The 17,427-nt window shown below is 48.7% G+C and carries 15 protein-coding genes; 13 read left to right on the plus strand and 2 right to left on the minus strand.

What is annotated here, in order from left to right; translation table 11 throughout:
- Positions 1-50 precede the first annotated feature (50 nt).
- The 3 genes from rimP to infB all read left to right on the plus strand — a co-directional run bounded on the left by rimP (position 51) and on the right by infB (position 4,969).
- Positions 51-524, plus strand: a complete 474-nt coding sequence (gene rimP, locus AC5FX6_RS13120; RefSeq protein WP_493597501.1) for a ribosome maturation factor RimP — start codon at positions 51-53, stop codon at positions 522-524.
- A 7-nt stretch (positions 525-531) separates the two neighbouring features.
- A complete protein-coding gene (gene nusA / locus AC5FX6_RS13125; RefSeq protein WP_493597502.1) occupies positions 532-1,785 on the plus strand; it encodes a transcription termination factor NusA in 1,254 nt (417 codons plus the stop codon).
- Between the two features lie 118 nt (positions 1,786-1,903).
- Entirely contained in the window at positions 1,904-4,969 is a 3,066-nt protein-coding gene (gene infB, locus AC5FX6_RS13130; RefSeq protein WP_493597503.1) for a translation initiation factor IF-2, read from the plus strand.
- Between the two features lie 414 nt (positions 4,970-5,383).
- Here the strand turns inward: infB and AC5FX6_RS13135 are convergent, their stop codons facing one another.
- Both AC5FX6_RS13135 and AC5FX6_RS13140 read right to left on the minus strand, forming a co-directional pair.
- Positions 5,384-5,668, minus strand: coding sequence for a hypothetical protein (locus AC5FX6_RS13135; RefSeq protein WP_493597504.1), 285 nt, complete (start codon positions 5,666-5,668; stop codon positions 5,384-5,386).
- A gap of 153 nt (positions 5,669-5,821) precedes the next feature.
- A complete protein-coding gene (locus AC5FX6_RS13140) occupies positions 5,822-6,778 on the minus strand; it encodes a DUF3078 domain-containing protein (RefSeq protein ID WP_493597505.1) in 957 nt (318 codons plus the stop codon).
- Positions 6,779-6,980: 202 nt separating this feature from the next.
- Here AC5FX6_RS13140 and AC5FX6_RS13145 point away from each other — a divergent pair, with 202 nt between their 5' ends.
- The 10 genes from AC5FX6_RS13145 (at position 6,981) to gatA (ending at position 17,426) form a co-directional block, all read left to right on the plus strand.
- Positions 6,981-7,763 carry an enoyl-CoA hydratase/isomerase family protein gene (locus tag AC5FX6_RS13145; protein WP_493597506.1) on the plus strand — a complete coding sequence of 261 codons (783 nt, stop codon included), beginning with the start codon at positions 6,981-6,983 and terminating at the stop codon, positions 7,761-7,763.
- Positions 7,764-7,866: 103 nt separating this feature from the next.
- The gene (locus AC5FX6_RS13150; protein WP_493597507.1) at positions 7,867-9,360 is read left to right on the plus strand and encodes a lipopolysaccharide biosynthesis protein; all 1,494 of its coding nucleotides are present in this window, start codon (positions 7,867-7,869) and stop codon (positions 9,358-9,360) included.
- A 16-nt stretch (positions 9,361-9,376) separates the two neighbouring features.
- On the plus strand, positions 9,377-9,826 hold the full coding sequence (gene dut / locus AC5FX6_RS13155; protein ID WP_493597508.1) for a dUTP diphosphatase: 450 nt from the start codon (positions 9,377-9,379) through the stop codon (positions 9,824-9,826).
- 142 nt (positions 9,827-9,968) lie between these two features.
- Positions 9,969-10,976, plus strand: coding sequence for a sugar phosphate nucleotidyltransferase (locus AC5FX6_RS13160; RefSeq protein ID WP_493597509.1), 1,008 nt, complete (start codon positions 9,969-9,971; stop codon positions 10,974-10,976).
- 12 nt (positions 10,977-10,988) lie between these two features.
- Positions 10,989-12,758, plus strand: a complete 1,770-nt coding sequence (locus tag AC5FX6_RS13165; protein WP_493597510.1) for a tetratricopeptide repeat protein — start codon at positions 10,989-10,991, stop codon at positions 12,756-12,758.
- The gene (gene lolB1, locus AC5FX6_RS13170; RefSeq protein ID WP_493597511.1) at positions 12,751-13,494 is read left to right on the plus strand and encodes a lipoprotein insertase outer membrane protein LolB1; all 744 of its coding nucleotides are present in this window, start codon (positions 12,751-12,753) and stop codon (positions 13,492-13,494) included. The genes AC5FX6_RS13165 and lolB1 overlap by 8 nt, the downstream gene beginning before the upstream one ends.
- A gap of 83 nt (positions 13,495-13,577) precedes the next feature.
- Positions 13,578-14,813, plus strand: a complete 1,236-nt coding sequence (locus AC5FX6_RS13175; RefSeq protein ID WP_493597512.1) for a murein hydrolase activator EnvC family protein — start codon at positions 13,578-13,580, stop codon at positions 14,811-14,813.
- A 734-nt stretch (positions 14,814-15,547) separates the two neighbouring features.
- Positions 15,548-15,757, plus strand: coding sequence for a Sec-independent protein translocase subunit TatA/TatB (locus tag AC5FX6_RS13180; RefSeq protein ID WP_101446552.1), 210 nt, complete (start codon positions 15,548-15,550; stop codon positions 15,755-15,757).
- A gap of 18 nt (positions 15,758-15,775) precedes the next feature.
- Positions 15,776-15,988 carry a twin-arginine translocase TatA/TatE family subunit gene (locus AC5FX6_RS13185; protein ID WP_007654420.1) on the plus strand — a complete coding sequence of 71 codons (213 nt, stop codon included), beginning with the start codon at positions 15,776-15,778 and terminating at the stop codon, positions 15,986-15,988.
- Between the two features lies 1 nt (position 15,989).
- Positions 15,990-17,426 (plus strand): Asp-tRNA(Asn)/Glu-tRNA(Gln) amidotransferase subunit GatA, encoded by a 1,437-nt coding sequence (gatA, locus tag AC5FX6_RS13190; RefSeq protein ID WP_493597513.1) that lies wholly within the window; start codon positions 15,990-15,992, stop codon positions 17,424-17,426.
- The last annotated feature ends 1 nt before the right edge of the window (position 17,427 follow it).

Here is a 17,427-nt window from a genome sequence, read left to right on the forward strand (position 1 = left end):
AGGAGATGAGGGGACGCGAGGTCCCCTTCTTTATTTTCTTAAATTTGAATATGGCAATAACGGCACAAAGTATTCGCGCAATGGCGGAAGCCAGCCTACCGGAAAACGACCTGTTCATCGTAGATGTGGCGGTATCTGATTCGGCGGTGCGCCCTAAGATAACCGTGCTGGCTGATGGCGAGCAAGGCATCACCATAGACCAGTGCGCCACGATCAGTCGCCGCGTAAACGCAAGGATCGCGGAGAAGTACGGTGAGGAAATATCTTACGTGCTGGAGGTGAGTTCACCTGGAGTGGATTTTCCGCTTACCCAGCCGCAGCAGTTTAAGCGAAACATCGGCCGCAACCTGAAACTGAAAATGCAGGACGGCACCGAGAAAATCGGCAAGCTGGAAGAAGTAACCGAAGCAGGTTTAAACCTGACAGAAGAAATCAAACAAAAAGGCAAAAAGGCAACGTATGAGCCTGTGCAAATACCTTTCGGGGAGATTGTAAAAGCAAATGTTGTAATATCTTTTAAATGATAAAATAATGAACAGTTCAGTCCTGATCGAGTCGTTCGCTGAATTTGCGAAATTCAAGAACATAGACCGCCCGACGATGATGCGCATCCTGGAGGATGTATTCCGTACCATGATCCGCAAGAAGTGGGGTACTGACGAGAACTTTGACATCATCCTGAACGTGGAGAAGGGTGACCTGGAGATCTGGCGCAACCGCGAAATCGTGGACGACAACTCGGAGGACATCTGGGACCATGACAAGATCAGCCTTTCGGAGGCTCAGAAAATAGAGCCTGACTTTGAGGTAGGTGAAGAGGTGTCGGAAGAGATACAGCTGGAAGACTTCGGTCGCCGTGCTGTGTTGACTGCCCGCCAGACCTTGATCCAGCGCATCAAAGACATGGAGAAAGAACTCCTGTTCCAGAAGTATAAGGACCTGGTGGGTGAGATCATCTCCGGTGAGGTATACCAGGTATGGAACCGCGAAGTACTGCTGCTTGACCAGGAAGAAAACGAACTGCTCATCCCGAAAGGCGAACAGATACCGAAAGACCGCTACCGCAAAGGCGACGTAGTACGTGCTGTGGTACAGCGTGTTGAGATCGTTAACGGTAACCCAAAGATCATTCTTTCCCGTACATCACCAGCGTTCCTGGAGCGTTTGTTCGAGAACGAGGTACCAGAGATCTATGACGGACTGATCGCGATCAAAAAAATTGTGCGTGAGCCCGGCGAGCGCGCTAAAGTAGCCGTAGAATCGTTTGACGACCGTATTGACCCGGTAGGTGCCTGTGTGGGCATGAAAGGTTCTCGTATCCACAGCATCGTGCGCGAGCTGGAGAACGAAAACATTGACGTGATCAACTACACAGACAACCTGGAGCTCTATATTCAGCGTGCCCTTAGCCCGGCTAAGATCACCAGCATGAAGGTAGACAACGAGAATGGTAGAGTATCAGTTTTCCTGAAGCCAGACCAGGTATCGCTTGCGATCGGTAAAGGCGGACAGAACATTAAATTGGCCAGTAAGCTGGTAGACATGGAGATCGACGTATTCAGAGAGTCTGAGGTATACGAAGAAGACATCAGCCTGGAAGAGTTCACGGACGAGATCGAAGACTGGGTGATCGCAGAACTGCGCCGCATCGGTCTGGACACTGCCAAGAGTGTACTGGCAGTTTCAAAAGAAGACCTGCTTCGCAGAACAGAGCTGGAAGAAGAGACAATCGAAAGCGTGCTCTCTATCCTGCGCGAAGAGTTGGAAGAAGAAGACAATCAATAGTTGTGAGTTGAGCTCCGTTGCTGTAATTTTGAAAAAAAATCAGAACGGAGCTCAGTTCTATACCTTGCAAGGCAACTATAGCATATTAACAGATTAAATAAAGACAGCATATCAGAACATGGCAGAAGACAAAATCAGGAGGCTCAAACAGGTTGCAACTACTTTAAACATTGGTACAGCTACCATTGTGGATTACCTCTCTGCTAAAGGCTTTGACGTGGAAAACAAACCCACTACCAAAATCACGGCAGAGCAGTTCAGTATGCTGGCTAAGGAGTTCGCTTCTTCAATGCAAGATAAGATTGAAGCAGAAGAACTCAATATCGGCAAGAAACCACAAGGCAACCAGGTAGTGGAATCCGAGCCGCATCACGAGCCCAAGAAAACAACAGAGCCTGAACAGGAAATCCTGATCAAGAGCGTGCACCAGCCAAAAGGCGAGGCCGCTGAAGCGAAGCCAAAAGCTCCTGAGCCGGCACCAGAACCAGCTCCTGTTGAATCGAAACTTCCAGGTATAAAAGTACTTGGCAAAATAGAGCTTGACGCAAAAGGTCGCCCTATACCAAAGGCAGCACCTAAAGCTGAAGAGCCAAAGGCACCAGCAGCAGAGCAACCAAAAGCGCCGGAAGCAAAAGCACCAGAACAGCCAGCCGCTGCTCCTCAGGAAGAAAAGCCTGTGGAGAAACCATCAGCACCTGTTCAGGAAACGCCTAAAGCACCTGCGGCACCTGCAGCCGAAACACCTAAAGAGGAAGCCCCTAAGGTAGAGGCTCCAAAGGCTGAAGCGCCACAGCAGCCGGCAACGCCTCCTGCCCCTGCTGCGGAACAGAAGCCGGCTGAGAAACCAGCTGAAAAACCACAAGCTCCTGCGCAAGCAGCGGCACCACAGGCACCGGAGAAGCCGGCACCTACCACTCCTGAAGAAAAAGGACCCGAAAAAATAGAAACAATTACAGCAAAAGCCGACCAGCTTAAAGGCCTGACGGTGCTTGGCAAAATAGAACTGCCAGACAGCTCCCGTAGAAAAGGTACTAAGCCGGTAGCGTCTTCCGATGACAGGAAGGCCGGTAAGAAGAAGAAGCGCAAGCGTATTATCGTAGCCAGCCCTGAGCAGACAGCTCAGGACCAACAGCAGCAGAACCGCCCTCACCAGCCTGCACAGCAGCATGGTAACCGTCCAGGTGGCGGCCCACGTCCAGCTGGTGGACCAGGTGGTCGCGGTGGCCACGGCGGCCGAGGCGGACAGCATGCACCACGTGTTGAGAAAGCAGAGGTTACCGATAAGGAAATCCAGGAGCAGATTAAAGCGACACTGGCTAAACTTAGCGGTGGCAAAGGTGGCGGTGGTAACCGTGCCAAGTACCGTCGTGAGAAGCGTTCAGCTATCGCAGATGCAACAGAAGAGCGTCGTTTGATGGAGCAGGCAGAGTCTAAGACACTGCGTGTAACGGAATTCGTTTCAGCTAATGACCTGGCATCGCTTATGAACGTGAGCGTAAACGAGGTCATCAAGGTATGTATGCAGTTGGGTATGTTCGTATCCATCAACCAGCGCCTTGATGCCGAAGCGATCACGATCATTGCTGACGAGTTTGGTTATGCAGTTGAGTTCATCACATCAGAAGATGAGCAGGCGCTGGAAGAAGCCATAGAAGACAACGAAGAGGACCTGCTAGACCGTGCTCCGATTGTGACCATCATGGGTCACGTTGACCACGGTAAAACGTCCCTCCTCGATTATATCCGAAATGCCAACGTAACAGCTGGCGAAGCCGGTGGTATCACGCAGCACATCGGTGCCTATAGTGTGAAAACAGAAGGCGGCCGCACCGTTACTTTCCTTGACACACCTGGTCACGAAGCCTTTACGGCGATGCGTGCCCGTGGTGCGAAAGTAACAGACGTTGTTATCATTGTGGTAGCAGCTGACGACTCGGTGATGCCACAGACAAAAGAAGCGATCAACCACGCACAAGCTGCAGGTTCGCCAATCATTATCGCGCTCAACAAAATTGATAAGCCAGGTGCTAACCCGGACAAGGTACGTGAGGAACTTGCCCAGATGAACATCCTGGTGGAAGAGTGGGGCGGTAAATACCAGTCACAGGAAGTATCGGCTAAAACAGGTGCAGGTATACCTGACCTGTTGGAGAAAGTACTGCTTGAAGCAGAACTACTTGAACTGAAGGCCAACCCGGATAGAAAAGCTGTAGGTACTGTGATCGAAGCCTCCCTTGACAAAGGCCGTGGCTACGTAGCGACTGTACTTGTACAAACAGGTACACTGCACATCGGTGATGTTGTACTGGCTGGCTCACATTATGGTAGAGTGAAAGCCATGACAGACCACCGTGGTCGCAAAATGAAAGAGGCTAGTCCTTCTACTCCGGTACAGCTACTCGGACTTGACGGTGCACCACAAGCAGGCGACAAGTTCCAGGTGATGGAGTCGGAGCGTGAAGCACGTGAAATTGCAAGCAACCGCGCTCAACTGCAGCGTGAGCAAAGCCTGCGCACACGTAAGCACATTACCCTGGACGAGATCGGACGTCGACTGGCGATCGGTACCTTCAAGGAGCTTAACGTGATCGTAAAAGGTGACGTGGATGGTTCAGTGGAAGCACTTTCTGACTCCCTGTTGAAGCTGTCAACTGCCGAGGTGCAGGTGAACATCATCAGCAAAGGTGTAGGTGCCATCTCTGAATCTGACGTACTGCTTGCTTCAGCTTCAGATGCGATCATCATCGGTTTCCAGGTGCGTCCTTCTCAGAACGCCCGCAGACTGGCAGAGCAAGAGCAAATCGACGTTCGTCTGTACTCTATCATCTACGACGCAATCAACGAGGTGAAAGATGCGATGGAAGGTATGCTTGCTCCTACCATGAAAGAGGAGATCACTGGTAATGCTGAAGTTCGCGATGTGTTCCGAATCACGAAGGTTGGTACCATTGCAGGCTGTATGATTACTGACGGCTCTATCCAGCGTAACTCTAAGGTACGTCTGGTACGTGACGGCATCGTAGTACATGACGGTGAGATTCTGGCACTGAAGCGTTTCAAAGACGATGTGTCTGAAGTACGTCAGGGTTACGAGTGCGGTATCAGTCTAAGAGGATACAACGAGATTGAGATTGGTGACGTGATCGAAGCATACGTAGAAAAAGAAGTGAAGCGTACACTCTAGTAGTACCGCTCTCTTTATAGATCATAAGAAAGGCTCCTGCGCAAGCAGGAGCCTTTTGTTTTACCGCTACTCTAAGAAGCACTATAAGTTGTCCCTACATAGTAGCGCTATACCTGAAACTGCTTGACTATAACAACGACCATTGATCAGAAGAGAAACTCTAATACTAATTTCAGAAGCAGCTATACTTGAAAGTTTTTATCTATACCTAAACAAGCACTGGTTTTTAGAGCAGCAATACCTACCAAGTCCAGCCTTTAAATTTGAGATATGTGAGACGTCGACCTCCAACAATTTTGAATGGAGCTATACCTGCGAAATACAAGACTACTCTTATTACAAATAGCATAAAACAAAAAAGGCCCTGCCTGGTGTATACCAGTCAGGGCCTTTTGATCTTTTAGTGGTGATTCATTATAATGACATCCGGGCCAGGCGACGCTTATCGCGCTTATGCTTGCGGTGCATTTCTTTTTCTTTTTTCAGGATAGCCTCCATTCGCTTACTGCCTTTGATGCGGTCTTTGGTGAAACGGTTGCGATTCGTATTTTCATAGGCATTCCAACGAGTGTCCATACCGGAAGCACGTGTGCCAACGGCATCAGCAGCGCTACCTTTTTCCTGTACCTTAGCAGTACCCCAAAATTCATCTTTCCCCGAATTCAGCGAAGTGCTCGAAGCACTCGAATTTTGCGCCATTGCATCAGACACAAACAGGAAGAAAGCTAGACAAAATATTGACGATATGACTTTTTTCATAAATCCACTTTTGATAATGTATCTATACAACGTACATCATACGCTAAAGTATACATTTTTAGTGAATAACAAGAAGTGCGGGCCAAAAGTTTACTATTCAAATTTATAAGAAAGTCCTATTCCCATTGTTTCTTTCAGCTGCATACGGGGCCCTTTCCCATCCTTATTACCATCACCGCTGCGATCTACATCAATCAGTATATCATCATCGTAAATCATATGCAAAAACAGACTGGCTGACAGAAACTTGTTCACTTTAAAGTTCACCAGATTCTCCCAGTTCACATCAATGTTTTTGGCGTTGCGCAAGTAGTTCGAAAACAGGTCCGCTTTTGATTGGAGCGTTACGTTCTTGAAAATTTCATTGCGGAAGCGCACATTTACAAAGCCACCAAACTCTTCCCGCAGACGCTCTCCTGTGCCAGGTATGAGTCGTCCTTCTAAATCACGCTGGGCAGGCTCCACACCGAAAGCGCCATAGTCGGCCATGCGCTGGTTGAGCACAGCCGTGAACTTTCCGGTAAAAGGAGAAATAAAGACTGATAGCTTAGGGTTAGGCTTGTAATCCATACCAATGGAGGCCAGCATAAAAGCAGGTGCCATGAAGTTAGATATGACGGAGTCTCGCTCGGGGGTATACGTCGGACTGATTTGGGTGCGGGTATTAAACTGTGCCGTATAGAACCACCTGCTTGAGGCCTGCCGGCCGTACTTAAGGTTAAGCTCCAGGCGGTCATCACTTTTGCGGAGGCGCTGCTCCTGCAACTTCACCGTGCCATAGGTTAGGTCAATGGTATTGTTCCAGGTGTTTTTGCCTTTCTTGTAATTACTGTATAGGTTTAGAATCCCCAGCGCTGACAGCGAACTCTGTCCTCCTGCTGCCCAGTTACTAAGGCTCACCTGACTAAAGTTGACTGTGCCGGTCCCTCCAAAATCCCAGATATTTTGTGCTACTGTATCAACCAGGGTGTCTTGTGCAGAAGCGGAGGGTAAGTTAAAATGAGTGAGAAAGAGAAATATAAAAAGAGTGCGCGATAAGGCCTTAAGCATGAAAATAAGGTATAAAGTGAGCGGAAAGCGTATACAATTGTGCAAATATAACAAATCGAGTCCGGAGAGAGGGAGCTGGCGCGAAACTTTGAGGGAGAGCCAATTTGAACTAGGCCATTGCCAGATTGCACTTTAGGGATTTATCTAAATCACTGTTATATTTGCTGCTGGTATTTATACATCTACACAGAGATAATAAACTATGTCTTTATACGAAAACCTGCTACTCAACCTTGAGAATGGAGTCCTGATCATCACTATCAACCGTGCCGACAAGCTCAATGCGCTTAACATCGACACGATAAAGGAGATTAAGGCGGCTATCCAGCAAGTGTATGATGACCCAGCAGTGAAGGGTGCAATCTTTACCGGTGCCGGAGAGAAGGCTTTTGTAGCGGGTGCTGATATATCAGAGATTTCAGAACTGAGCGAAGTAAACGCCCGTGGATTTGCGGAGCGTGGTCAGGAAGTTTTTAGCATGATCGAGCGCTGCACCAAGCCTGTGATAGCAGCCGTAAATGGCTTTGCACTGGGTGGTGGTTGTGAACTGGCCATGGCCTGCCACATGCGTGTCGCCAGCGAAGGAGCTCGTTTTGGTCAGCCGGAAGTAAACCTGGGCCTTATACCTGGCTATGGCGGCACACAGCGCCTGACACAGCTGATCGGAAAAGGCAAAGCGATGGAATTGATGATGACCGCTGACATGATCGGTGCCGGAGAAGCTAAAGCGCTTGGTTTGGTAAACCACGTTGTGCCTGCCGTTGAGTTGATGCCAAAGGCGATGGAAATCATGAACAAGATCCTGTCAAAAGCACCACTAGCCATTGGTCTTGTGATCGATTGCGTAAATGCGGTATATGACAAAGATGAGGACGGCTACCAGACAGAGGCGAACTCTTTTGCCCGCTGCTGCTCTTCACAGGATTTCATTGAAGGCACCAACGCCTTTCTGGAGAAACGCAAGCCTGCATTCAAAGGCGCTTAATCTTATACCTATAGAGACGCGCTATACCTATCATAAAAGACAGGTATAGCGCGTTCTTTCTTTCTGAGCTGACACCTATACCTCCCTGCCCTAAAACAAACGCATGAGCATTGCCAAAAAACTGGTTGGGCAAACAGCTGCCTACGGACTGAGCAGCATCGTGGGCCGCGCCCTCAATTACCTGCTCGTACCGGTCTATACCCGTGTGTTCCTGCCCGAGGAATATGGGGTGGTGTCGTATCTGTATGCTTTTGTGGCCTTCTTCAACATCGTGTATACCTACGGGATGGAGACGGCTTTTTTCCGCTTTGCCAATAAACCTGAGGACGATCCGAAAGCAGTTTATAACCGGGTATTAAGTGCCATACTGGTTAGCAGTACTATCCTGACAGGTATACTGCTGCTCTTCTCCCAGCAAATTGCCAATTACATTGGTTACCCGGAGCATCGGGAGTACATTGTCTGGCTGGCGTTGGTGCTGGCGATCGATGCGCTGGTGGCTATACCTTTTGCCTGGCTCCGGCATCAGAATAAAGCTATTAAGTTTGCTTCCATCAAAATTTCTAACATCCTATTGACGGTAGGTGCCAATCTGTTTTTTTTGGTTCTGCTACGGCATATCTACGAAGGTCAATACCTTACAAGTCTTCAACCGCTTGCCAACACGCTCTACGACCCTGACTTTGGAGTAGGGTATATCTTCCTGATTAACCTGGTGGCCAATGCGCTGCTGCTTCCTATGCTTTGGAAAGAACTCCGCATTTTCCGCTTCAGGCTGGATGTGGAGCAACTCAAGCCTATGTTGCAGTACGCCTGGCCCCTCCTGTTTATGGGACTGGCTGGTATGGTCAACGAAGTGATCGACCGCATCCTGTTGGAGCGCTACCTGCCCGAAGGCTTCTATCCGGGCACTAGTAACATGGCCGCCGTAGGTATATACAGTGCCTGCTACAAGCTTGCCATTTTTATGACGCTCACCATACAGGCTTTCCGCTATGCGGCCGAGCCGTTCTTCTTCTCACAGGCCAAAGAAAAGGAGTCACCACAGGCCTTTGCCCTGGTGATGAAGTGGTTTGTGATCGCTTGCGCCTTTATCTACTTGTTTATCTCTACCAACCTGGAGGACTTCGCCCTGCTTATCGGGCCTGAGTACCACGACGGGTTGATGGTCGTGCCGGTGCTTTTGCTCGCTAACCTATTCCTAGGCATTTATTATAACCTCACCGTTTGGTTCAAGCTAACTGACAAAACGTATTTTGGCACTTACATCAGCTTTGGGGGGGCAGCCATTACCATCGCGCTCAACTTATTGCTTATACCTGTATTGGGATATATGGGCTCCGCTATTGCCACACTCATTTGTTACGTAGGTATGGCACTGGCTACTTATCTGCTGGGCAATGTGCACTACCCGATCCCCTACCCTGTCATGACCATTTTGGGGTATATCGTACTGGCCACAGCGCTTGTGATAGCGGCCTTTCTGGTACCTATCGAAAACATCTGGCTGCGTCATGCATACCACCTGTCACTTTCGGGCGTTTTCCTGGCGGTGGTTTGGTTGAGGGAGCGGGCCTACTTCCTATCTAAAAAATAATCTTTATCTTTAATAGATGAACACTATGAACTTACCGGTTAAAGTTATTAACCAATCCAAGCATGCGCTCCCTTCTTACCAGACGGAGCACTCGGCAGGTATGGACCTGCGCGCAAATTTAGAAGCACCTATTACCCTCAAGCCTTTGCAACGTGCCCTTATACCTACCGGCCTTTTCATTGAACTGCCTGAAGGACACGAAGCACAGATCAGACCCCGCAGCGGCCTGGCCTACAAATTTGGTATCTCGATCGTAAACAGCCCGGGCACCATTGATGCCGATTATCGCGGCGAGATCAAGGTGCTACTGGTCAATCTGTCGGATCAGGACTTTGTAGTAGAGGACGGCGAGCGTGTGGCACAGATGATCGTGGCGCGTTACGAGCGTGTCGTTTGGTCGGAGGCTGAGATACTGACAGACACTGAGCGCGGAGCCGGCGGTTACGGCAGCACAGGTACTAAGTAGCCTCTCCTCTTCAGGTATAGCCTGCGTTTTTCTTCTTTTTAGAGCAGGCTAAAACCAAACATTCAAAATACAGTATTAATCAAAACCAATAGTGGCCAGGCAACACGTTTGGCTACATTTTTCAATCCATAAACTAATAGCTATGAGGATTATTGTACCTATGGCAGGTATGGGCAAGCGCATGCGCCCACACACACTTACTGTTCCCAAACCACTTATACCGATCGCAGGCAAGCCGATTGTGCATCGCTTGGTAGAAGATATCGCGAAAGTATGTCACGAGCCGATTGAGGAAGTGGCTTTCATTATCGGTCGCTTCGGTGAGGCGGTAGAGCGTGACCTAAAGTCTATAGCCGAGTCAGTTGGCGCTAAGGGCAGTATTTATTATCAGGATGAAGCCCTGGGAACGGCGCATGCCATTATGTGCGCAAAAGACTCACTGGAAGGAAAGGTAGTAGTGGCTTTTGCCGACACCCTGTTCAAAGCAGACTTTCAACTTGACACCAATGCTGATGGCACGATCTGGGTACAGCGTGTAGAAGATCCGCGTCCTTACGGCGTGATCAAACTCAACGAAAACAACGAGATCACCGACTTTGTAGAGAAGCCTCAGGAGTTTATTTCTGACATGGCTATCATTGGTATCTACTACTTCAAAGACGGCGCATACCTGCGCAACGAGTTGCAGTACCTGCTCGACAACGACATCAAAGACAAGGGTGAGTACCAGCTAACCAATGCGCTGGAGAACATGAAAAACAAAGGCACGAAATTTATTCCTGCCGTTATCTCAGAATGGCTCGATTGTGGCAATAAAAATGCAACAGTTTACACAAATCAACGCTATTTAGAGTATATCAAAGATGAAAAGGGTTTGGTAGCCGAATCAGCTGATATCCAGAACTCTGTCATCATTCCACCCGTGTATATCGGAGAGAATGCTGTGATCCACAATTCAGTGGTAGGCCCGCACGTTTCTATTGGAGACAACACCAGCGTATTGGAGTCTATACTGAGCAATTCTATTGTTCAGAAGGAGTCAACCATCAAAAACGGGAACATAGCAAACTCAATGGTAGGTAATTTTGTTTCCTATGAAGGACGCCAATCGGACCTGAGCATTGGCGACTACAACACGCTTAAAGATTAGCATACCCATTTTATGACCCGATTCAGAAACATTGTGCTCGCTACTTGCTGCCTTGCACTGGTCGCGACCGGCGAAAGCCAGGCCCAGTCTAAGAAAAAAAAGAAGGCCAGGGAGAAGAGCGAAGCGGCACAGGTAGCCCTACCTGCGCCGCAGCCCGAACCCAGCGAACAGGAAAAGCTGCTGAGTGAGGCATTGTTTCTGGAGGGCATGAAATACTTCATGCTGGAGGATTACAAGCAGGCACTTAGCCAGTTCCAGAAAGCGTATGCCGTTACACCCAATAACGCGGCGCTTAATTACAAACTGGCCGAGACGTATATGCTGATGGATAACCCCAAAGTGGGCCTTACATTTGCGCAAGCCGCTATCGCCAGCGATAACCAAAACCCCTATTACTACCTGCTGCTTGCGCAGCTGCATACCGACCAGAAGCAGTATACTGAGGCCGCTCAGGCTTATAATGACCTGATGCGAAATATACCTGACCAGGACCAACACCTGTTTAGTTTGGCCGAGCTATACCTGGCACAGTCCAAGTATGATGACGCGCTCAAGACTTATGATCGCATCGAGAAAAAGTACGGTGCGCTGGAGCAGCTTTCCATGAACCGCCAGCAGATATACCTGCGCCAGAAGAACATTGGGAAAGCCATTGCAGAAGGAGAAAAGCTTATCGCGTCTAACCCGTCTGAGATCCGCTACCTACTTGCTCAGGCTGAGCTCTACAATGCCAGCCAGAAGCCAGATATCGCAATCGAGACATTGAATCGTGCCCTTCGCATCGAGCCCAATAACCCGTTTGCGCACCTCATGCTCTCAGACCTGTACCGCCAAAAAGGCAACCTGCAGGAATCTGAAAAGCAGGTAAAGATCGCTTTTGCCAGTACTGACCTGGATATCGACACGAAAGTGCGCATCCTGGTAGATTTTATCAGACAGCTGCCTAACCCTGCGGTGGAAGGTATAGCCCTGGAGCTGGCAGACCTCACCATAGCGTCTCATCCCGAGGAGGCTAAAGCCTATGCCGTAGCAGGAGACCTGCAAACGATCACCGGCAAAAAGGACAAAGCTCGTGTCAACTATATCAAAGCCGTCAAACTGGATGACTCCCACTTCAAGATCTGGCAGCAGATTGTGCTATTGGATGCTGAATTAGGCGAGTCCGGAGAATTGGTAAAGCACTCGGAGCAGGCGCTGGAGTTATTTCCCAACCAGGCTGTTTTCTGGTTCTATAACGGTACGGGCCACCTGATTGAGAAAAACTTTGATCGGGCTGCTAAGTCACTGGAGCATGGCAAGCGACTCTCAGCAAGTGAACCTGAACTGGTAATGCAGTTCAATGCACAGCTGGGGGATGCGTACAACTCCATGAAGGAGTATAAAAAGTCAGATGAGGCCTATGAAGCCGTGCTCTCTCAGGATCCCGACAATGAGCATGTGCTCAACAACTACAGCTACTTCTTATCACTTCGTGGTGAGCAGCTTCCTAAAGCCAAAACCATGGCGGGCCGACTGATAGAAAAACATCCTGCCAATCCGACTTACCTGGACACTTACGCTTGGGTACTGTACAAAATGGAAGATTACGAAGGCGCACTAAAATACCTCGAGCAGGCTATTGCTGTTTCTGAAGACGCTACCATTGTGGAGCATTACGGCGACGTGCTGTTCAAAATGGGCAAACGCGACGAGGCAGTAAGACAGTGGGAAAAAGCTAAGCTTAAAGGGGAGGCTTCCGCTTTCCTTGACAGAAAGATAAAAGAAAAAAGACTCTATGAATAAACAGCTTCTGCTATGCCTGCTGGGCATACTCCTGTTTTCCGCCTGCAAAAAAGAAACAATCCCGTCTAGCGCCACTGCCACCACCGAAACAGTTGGAAACGTTACTGTCCAAAATCTGGAATTCACTTACCTGAATGCCCGTGGCCAGCTTAAGTTTGACGACAAAGGCCAAAGCACTTCATCAGGCTATGCCCTGCGTATGCAAAAGGATAGCGTGATCTGGATATCGGTGCTGCCAGGGCTAGGTATAGAAGCTGCCCGTATTAAACTCACGCCTGACTCGGTATACATGGTGAACCGCATCCAGCGAGAGTATGCTGCCACTGATTATGCCTTCCTAAGCAAGCGTTTTAACGTAGCGCTCGATTTTCAGGTGGTACAGGCCATTCTGCTGGGAAACTACCAGGCAAACGGATCCGAAAAATCCACCAATCAAGGACAGATGCAGCATGTGCAGCAATTGCGTCAGAACCTGCTCTTCGATTATTTCATCAGCTCTGAAAACATGAAGCTGCAGCAGCTCAACGTGAAAGACCAGCTCTCCGGCAACAGTATTGTGGTACAGTACGAGGGCTTTCAGCCACTGGGCAAAGTTCCTTTCGCACACAACATGCTGGCCCAGGTACTGCAGTCAGGACAGATATCTGACTTCAACATGAGCCACAGCAAAGTTTCCGTTTCTGACGAGGTGCTGGAGTTTCCTTTCAGCGTTCCTACTGGTTATAAGCGTCTTTAGCCGAATAAAATCTTCGGGGTTCTGGTTCCTGCCATTTAGTTTTGCCATATTTGTAAGCTAAGTGTAGTATACCCCTATTTCTGATGAAGGCCCTTTACAAATCAGCCTTTTTCTTGATCATCCTGCTGTTGCCGCTGGTTACCCAAGCCCAAAAACAAAAGTCAAAGGCGCAGCTCGAGAAAGAGAAAAAGGAAAACCTAAACCGTATTAAAGAAGCTAACCGCATTCTGCAGCAGACCAAGGTGCAGAAGGAAGCCTCTATTGGCCAGCTCAACGCCATTCAGGAAAAAATTTCGGTACAGAAAGGCGTTATCAACACCATTTCACGCGAAATACAGCTACTGGAATCAGGTATGAAGGAGACGGAAGGTATAGTAGGTGAACTACAGGCCGACCTGGAGAGCCTGAAAGCAGAGTACGCCACCATGGTATACGCTGCATCCAAAACCGCCAATAGCTACAATAAGCTCATGTTTGTGTTTGCAGCTGATTCTTTCAACCAGATGGTACGCCGTCTGCGTTATTTGCAGCAATACTCCGAAGCCCGCAAAAAACAGGTGGAGCAGATTAATAAAGTACAGCTAGCCCTTACTGGCCAACTCCGTACACTGGAGTCGCAGCGCGAAGAGAAACGCAGCCTGCTCAGCAAGCAGATGGTAGAGAATAAAAACCTCCTGACACTGCGCACGCAGCAGGATGGCATGATCCAAAAGCTCAGCAAACAGGAGGAGCAACTTAAGAAAGAGGTAGCACAGCGCCAGCAGTCCATCAAAAAGCTGGACAATCTGATTGCCGATATTGTAAAGGAAGAAATGGCCCGAGCCGCCCGAGCCGCTCGCGAAGAAGGACGTGCTACCAGCGGAAGCGCAAGCAAGATCACTCTTACACCGGAAGCTGCACTTATCTCATCATCGTTCGCTGGCAATAAGGGACGTCTCGCCTGGCCAGTGGACCGTGGCTTTATCTCACAGAAATTCGGCCGTCACAATCACCCGGTGCTGAAGGGGGTAGTTACTCAAAACAATGGCATCGACATTCAGACCAGTCAGGGAGAACCTGCGCGAGCTATTTTTGAAGGCAAGGTATTAACGGTGGCCAGCGTGCCTGGTATGAATAACATTGTGATGGTGCAGCACGGTGAGTACTTCGTAGTTTATGCAAAGCTGCGTACAGTCAGTGTTAAAGAGGGCCAGGACGTGAAGCAAAAAGATGTAATAGGCACCGTGTATACTGACGCAAACGGCACAACAGAACTTCAGTTCCAGCTTTGGAAAAACAACACCAACCTAAACCCTGAAAGCTGGATCAGACCAAAGTAAACCCTTTGTTATACCTTGTATAAAAAAAGCGCAGCGGGGCTACCTATCAGGATACCCGCTGCGCTTTTCTGCTTTCATTCCATTTGAAGCCTGCTTTCTAAAAATCCTATAAAAGAAAAAACACCCTACAAAGCAGGGTGCCTTTCCAAGCTATGAAAACAAACTTAAAATTATATTTATACACTTTCTCTCAAGCAGAGAGTATGGTGTTAAATTTCTAGGATTAATTTACAACGTTTTCATTACACTTGCAAACAGAAGATTAAAAAAACTTAATATTTATTTTCTTCTTAAATTGCTTCCTTGATTTCCACCTCGGTTAGGCGGCTTTGTGTAATACTGTTGTACATGGCATATTACAAGTAGCTTGCCAAAAATGCCAGCAACATCAACTAGCTGATTATCAGCCATAATTTATCTGACCAATGCATTCATTTTTCCCTCTCCCGGAATGTTTTTTTTCATTTTGGGAAAGAGCACAGGCAAATTGGCTTAGGAATGTAGCCTTTGTAGTGGAATCTTAAATTTATTTGCTCTTCTATACGCCTACCGGCAAGTGAAGTTGCAACTGACTTGCGTTGGTTACAGAGACTCTATTCCGTAGCCGCATTTCCCCCATCTCCAATATGACTTTTCAAGATATTGGCCTACTGGTAAACTAATGTCTCCAAATGTGGGTTTTATTAAAATATAAGCTTTATTTTTGCAGCAATTCATCTTAAAATTTTAAGAACATGGTACTTACCAACACACTAGCATTTATCCAGAACATTGGGGGCGGCTCGCTAATCCTGATCCTTGTGGTGATTCTGCTTCTTTTTGGAGCAAAGCGCATTCCAGAGCTTGCAAGAGGTCTGGGCCGTGGTATCCGCGAATTCAAAGATGCCACCAACGAGATCAAAGACGATCTGGAAAAGTCAACAAAGGATACTCCTGTAAAGTAATTTCCGGCATACCGCTTTATGATACTTAGTGCAATTCTCCTCTTCCTGGCAGACCTGGGAGGAGGAGAAATTCTTGTTGTACTAACCGCAGTACTCCTGCTTTTTGGCGCCGATAAACTTCCAGGCATGGCACGTTCTGCCGGTCGCGGTCTCCGTAGCTTTAACGATGCCAAAAACGAAATCCAGAACGAGCTGGAACGCTCCATCAAGGACATAAAAAAGCCTGAATAGTTTGAAACCATACCATTCACTCCGTGACATTCGCAGCGATATTGCCAACGGGCAACTTTCGTGCAGACAGCTGGTAGAGCACTACCTTCATAACATAAAGCAGAAGCCTGAGCTAAACGCCTTCCTGGAGATATTCGAGGAGGAAGCATTTGCCCAGGCTGATGCCGTAGACAAGAAACTCGCTTCAGGCCATGCCGGCAAACTAGCAGGTATGGTGATCGGCCTTAAGGACGTACTGGCTTACGAAGGCCACTCGCTGCAGGCATCCAGCCAGATTCTTGACGGCTTCAAATCACTCTACACTGCTACGGCAGTGCAGCGCCTGCTTGCTGAAGACGCTATCATCATCGGTCGCCAGAACTGTGACGAGTTTGCAATGGGTGCATCTAACGAGAACTCTTCCTTCGGACCTGCCCTCAACGCAGACGATACAACCCGCGTACCGGGTGGCTCATCTGGTGGTTCGGCTGTAGCTGTGCAGGCAGACCTTTGCCTGGCTTCGATCGGTTCTGACACGGGTGGCTCAGTTCGCCAGCCTGCTTCTTTCTGTGGTGTGGTAGGCCTGAAGCCTACTTATTCGCGCATCTCCCGCTATGGCCTCATTGCCTATGCCTCTTCTTTCGACCAGATCGGTATCATTTCGAAAAGCGTGGAAGATGCGGCATTGCTGCTGGAAGTAATGGCAGGTAGCGACGAATATGACAGTACCGTGAGCCACCGCCCAGTGCCGGCTTACAGCCAGTTGCTGGAGTCAGACAAGCAATACAAAATTGGTTATATCCGTGACTGCTTCGAGAGCGAAGGTCTGGACGCAGAGGTGAAAGAAAGCATCCTGGGCGTGAAAGATATGCTCAAAGACGCTGGACATCAGGTAGAAGCCGTGGAATTCCCATACCTGGATTTCATGGTCCCCACTTATTACATCCTCACCACAGCGGAAGCCAGCTCTAACCTGGGCCGCTTTGATGGCGTGAAGTATGGCTACCGTAGCGAAAACGCAACCGACCTTACCTCCCTATACAAAAAAACACGCTCTGAGGGCTTTGGTCCGGAGGTGCAGCGTCGTATCATGCTGGGTACTTTTGTGCTGAGCGCCGATTACTACGACGCCTACTACACCAAAGCACAGCGCGTGCGTCGTCTCATAAAAGAGAAGACGGACGAGTTGCTGCAAAATTATGATTTTCTTATATTGCCTACCGCTCCTACTACCGCCTTCAGGCTAGAGGAGAATACGGCAAACCCGTTGGCCATGTACCTGGCCGACATCTTTACGGTTCAGGCCTCGCTTGCTGGTGTTCCTGCCATTTCTATCCCGGTAGGACGTGATGCGAAAGGCCTTTCCATCGGGTTGCAATTAATGACCCGCTCATTCGAGGAGCCGCAACTGCTTGCTTTCTCGAATTACATACTGGACAAGCTAACCGTTGAAGCATAAA

The sequence above is a fragment of the Pontibacter sp. LHS2 genome, from assembly GCF_058932845.1.

Excerpts from the sequence above, each read along its gene's own strand:
- dut (WP_493597508.1), top strand. The coding sequence starts at position 9,377 with ATGAACACTATGAACTTACCGGTTAAAGTTATTAACCAATCCAAGCAT.
- AC5FX6_RS13135 (WP_493597504.1), bottom strand. The coding sequence starts at position 5,668 with ATGGCGCAAAATTCGAGTGCTTCGAGCACTTCGCTGAATTCGGGGAAA.
- lolB1 (WP_493597511.1), top strand. The coding sequence starts at position 12,751 with ATGAATAAACAGCTTCTGCTATGCCTGCTGGGCATACTCCTGTTTTCC.
- nusA (WP_493597502.1), top strand. The coding sequence starts at position 532 with ATGAACAGTTCAGTCCTGATCGAGTCGTTCGCTGAATTTGCGAAATTC.
- AC5FX6_RS13145 (WP_493597506.1), top strand. The coding sequence starts at position 6,981 with ATGTCTTTATACGAAAACCTGCTACTCAACCTTGAGAATGGAGTCCTG.
- AC5FX6_RS13165 (WP_493597510.1), top strand. The coding sequence starts at position 10,989 with ATGACCCGATTCAGAAACATTGTGCTCGCTACTTGCTGCCTTGCACTG.
- AC5FX6_RS13160 (WP_493597509.1), top strand. The coding sequence starts at position 9,969 with ATGAGGATTATTGTACCTATGGCAGGTATGGGCAAGCGCATGCGCCCA.
- AC5FX6_RS13140 (WP_493597505.1), bottom strand. The coding sequence starts at position 6,778 with ATGCTTAAGGCCTTATCGCGCACTCTTTTTATATTTCTCTTTCTCACT.
- infB (WP_493597503.1), top strand. The coding sequence starts at position 1,904 with ATGGCAGAAGACAAAATCAGGAGGCTCAAACAGGTTGCAACTACTTTA.
- rimP (WP_493597501.1), top strand. The coding sequence starts at position 51 with ATGGCAATAACGGCACAAAGTATTCGCGCAATGGCGGAAGCCAGCCTA.
- AC5FX6_RS13150 (WP_493597507.1), top strand. The coding sequence starts at position 7,867 with ATGAGCATTGCCAAAAAACTGGTTGGGCAAACAGCTGCCTACGGACTG.
- AC5FX6_RS13180 (WP_101446552.1), top strand. The coding sequence starts at position 15,548 with ATGGTACTTACCAACACACTAGCATTTATCCAGAACATTGGGGGCGGC.
- AC5FX6_RS13175 (WP_493597512.1), top strand. The coding sequence starts at position 13,578 with ATGAAGGCCCTTTACAAATCAGCCTTTTTCTTGATCATCCTGCTGTTG.
- AC5FX6_RS13185 (WP_007654420.1), top strand. The coding sequence starts at position 15,776 with ATGATACTTAGTGCAATTCTCCTCTTCCTGGCAGACCTGGGAGGAGGA.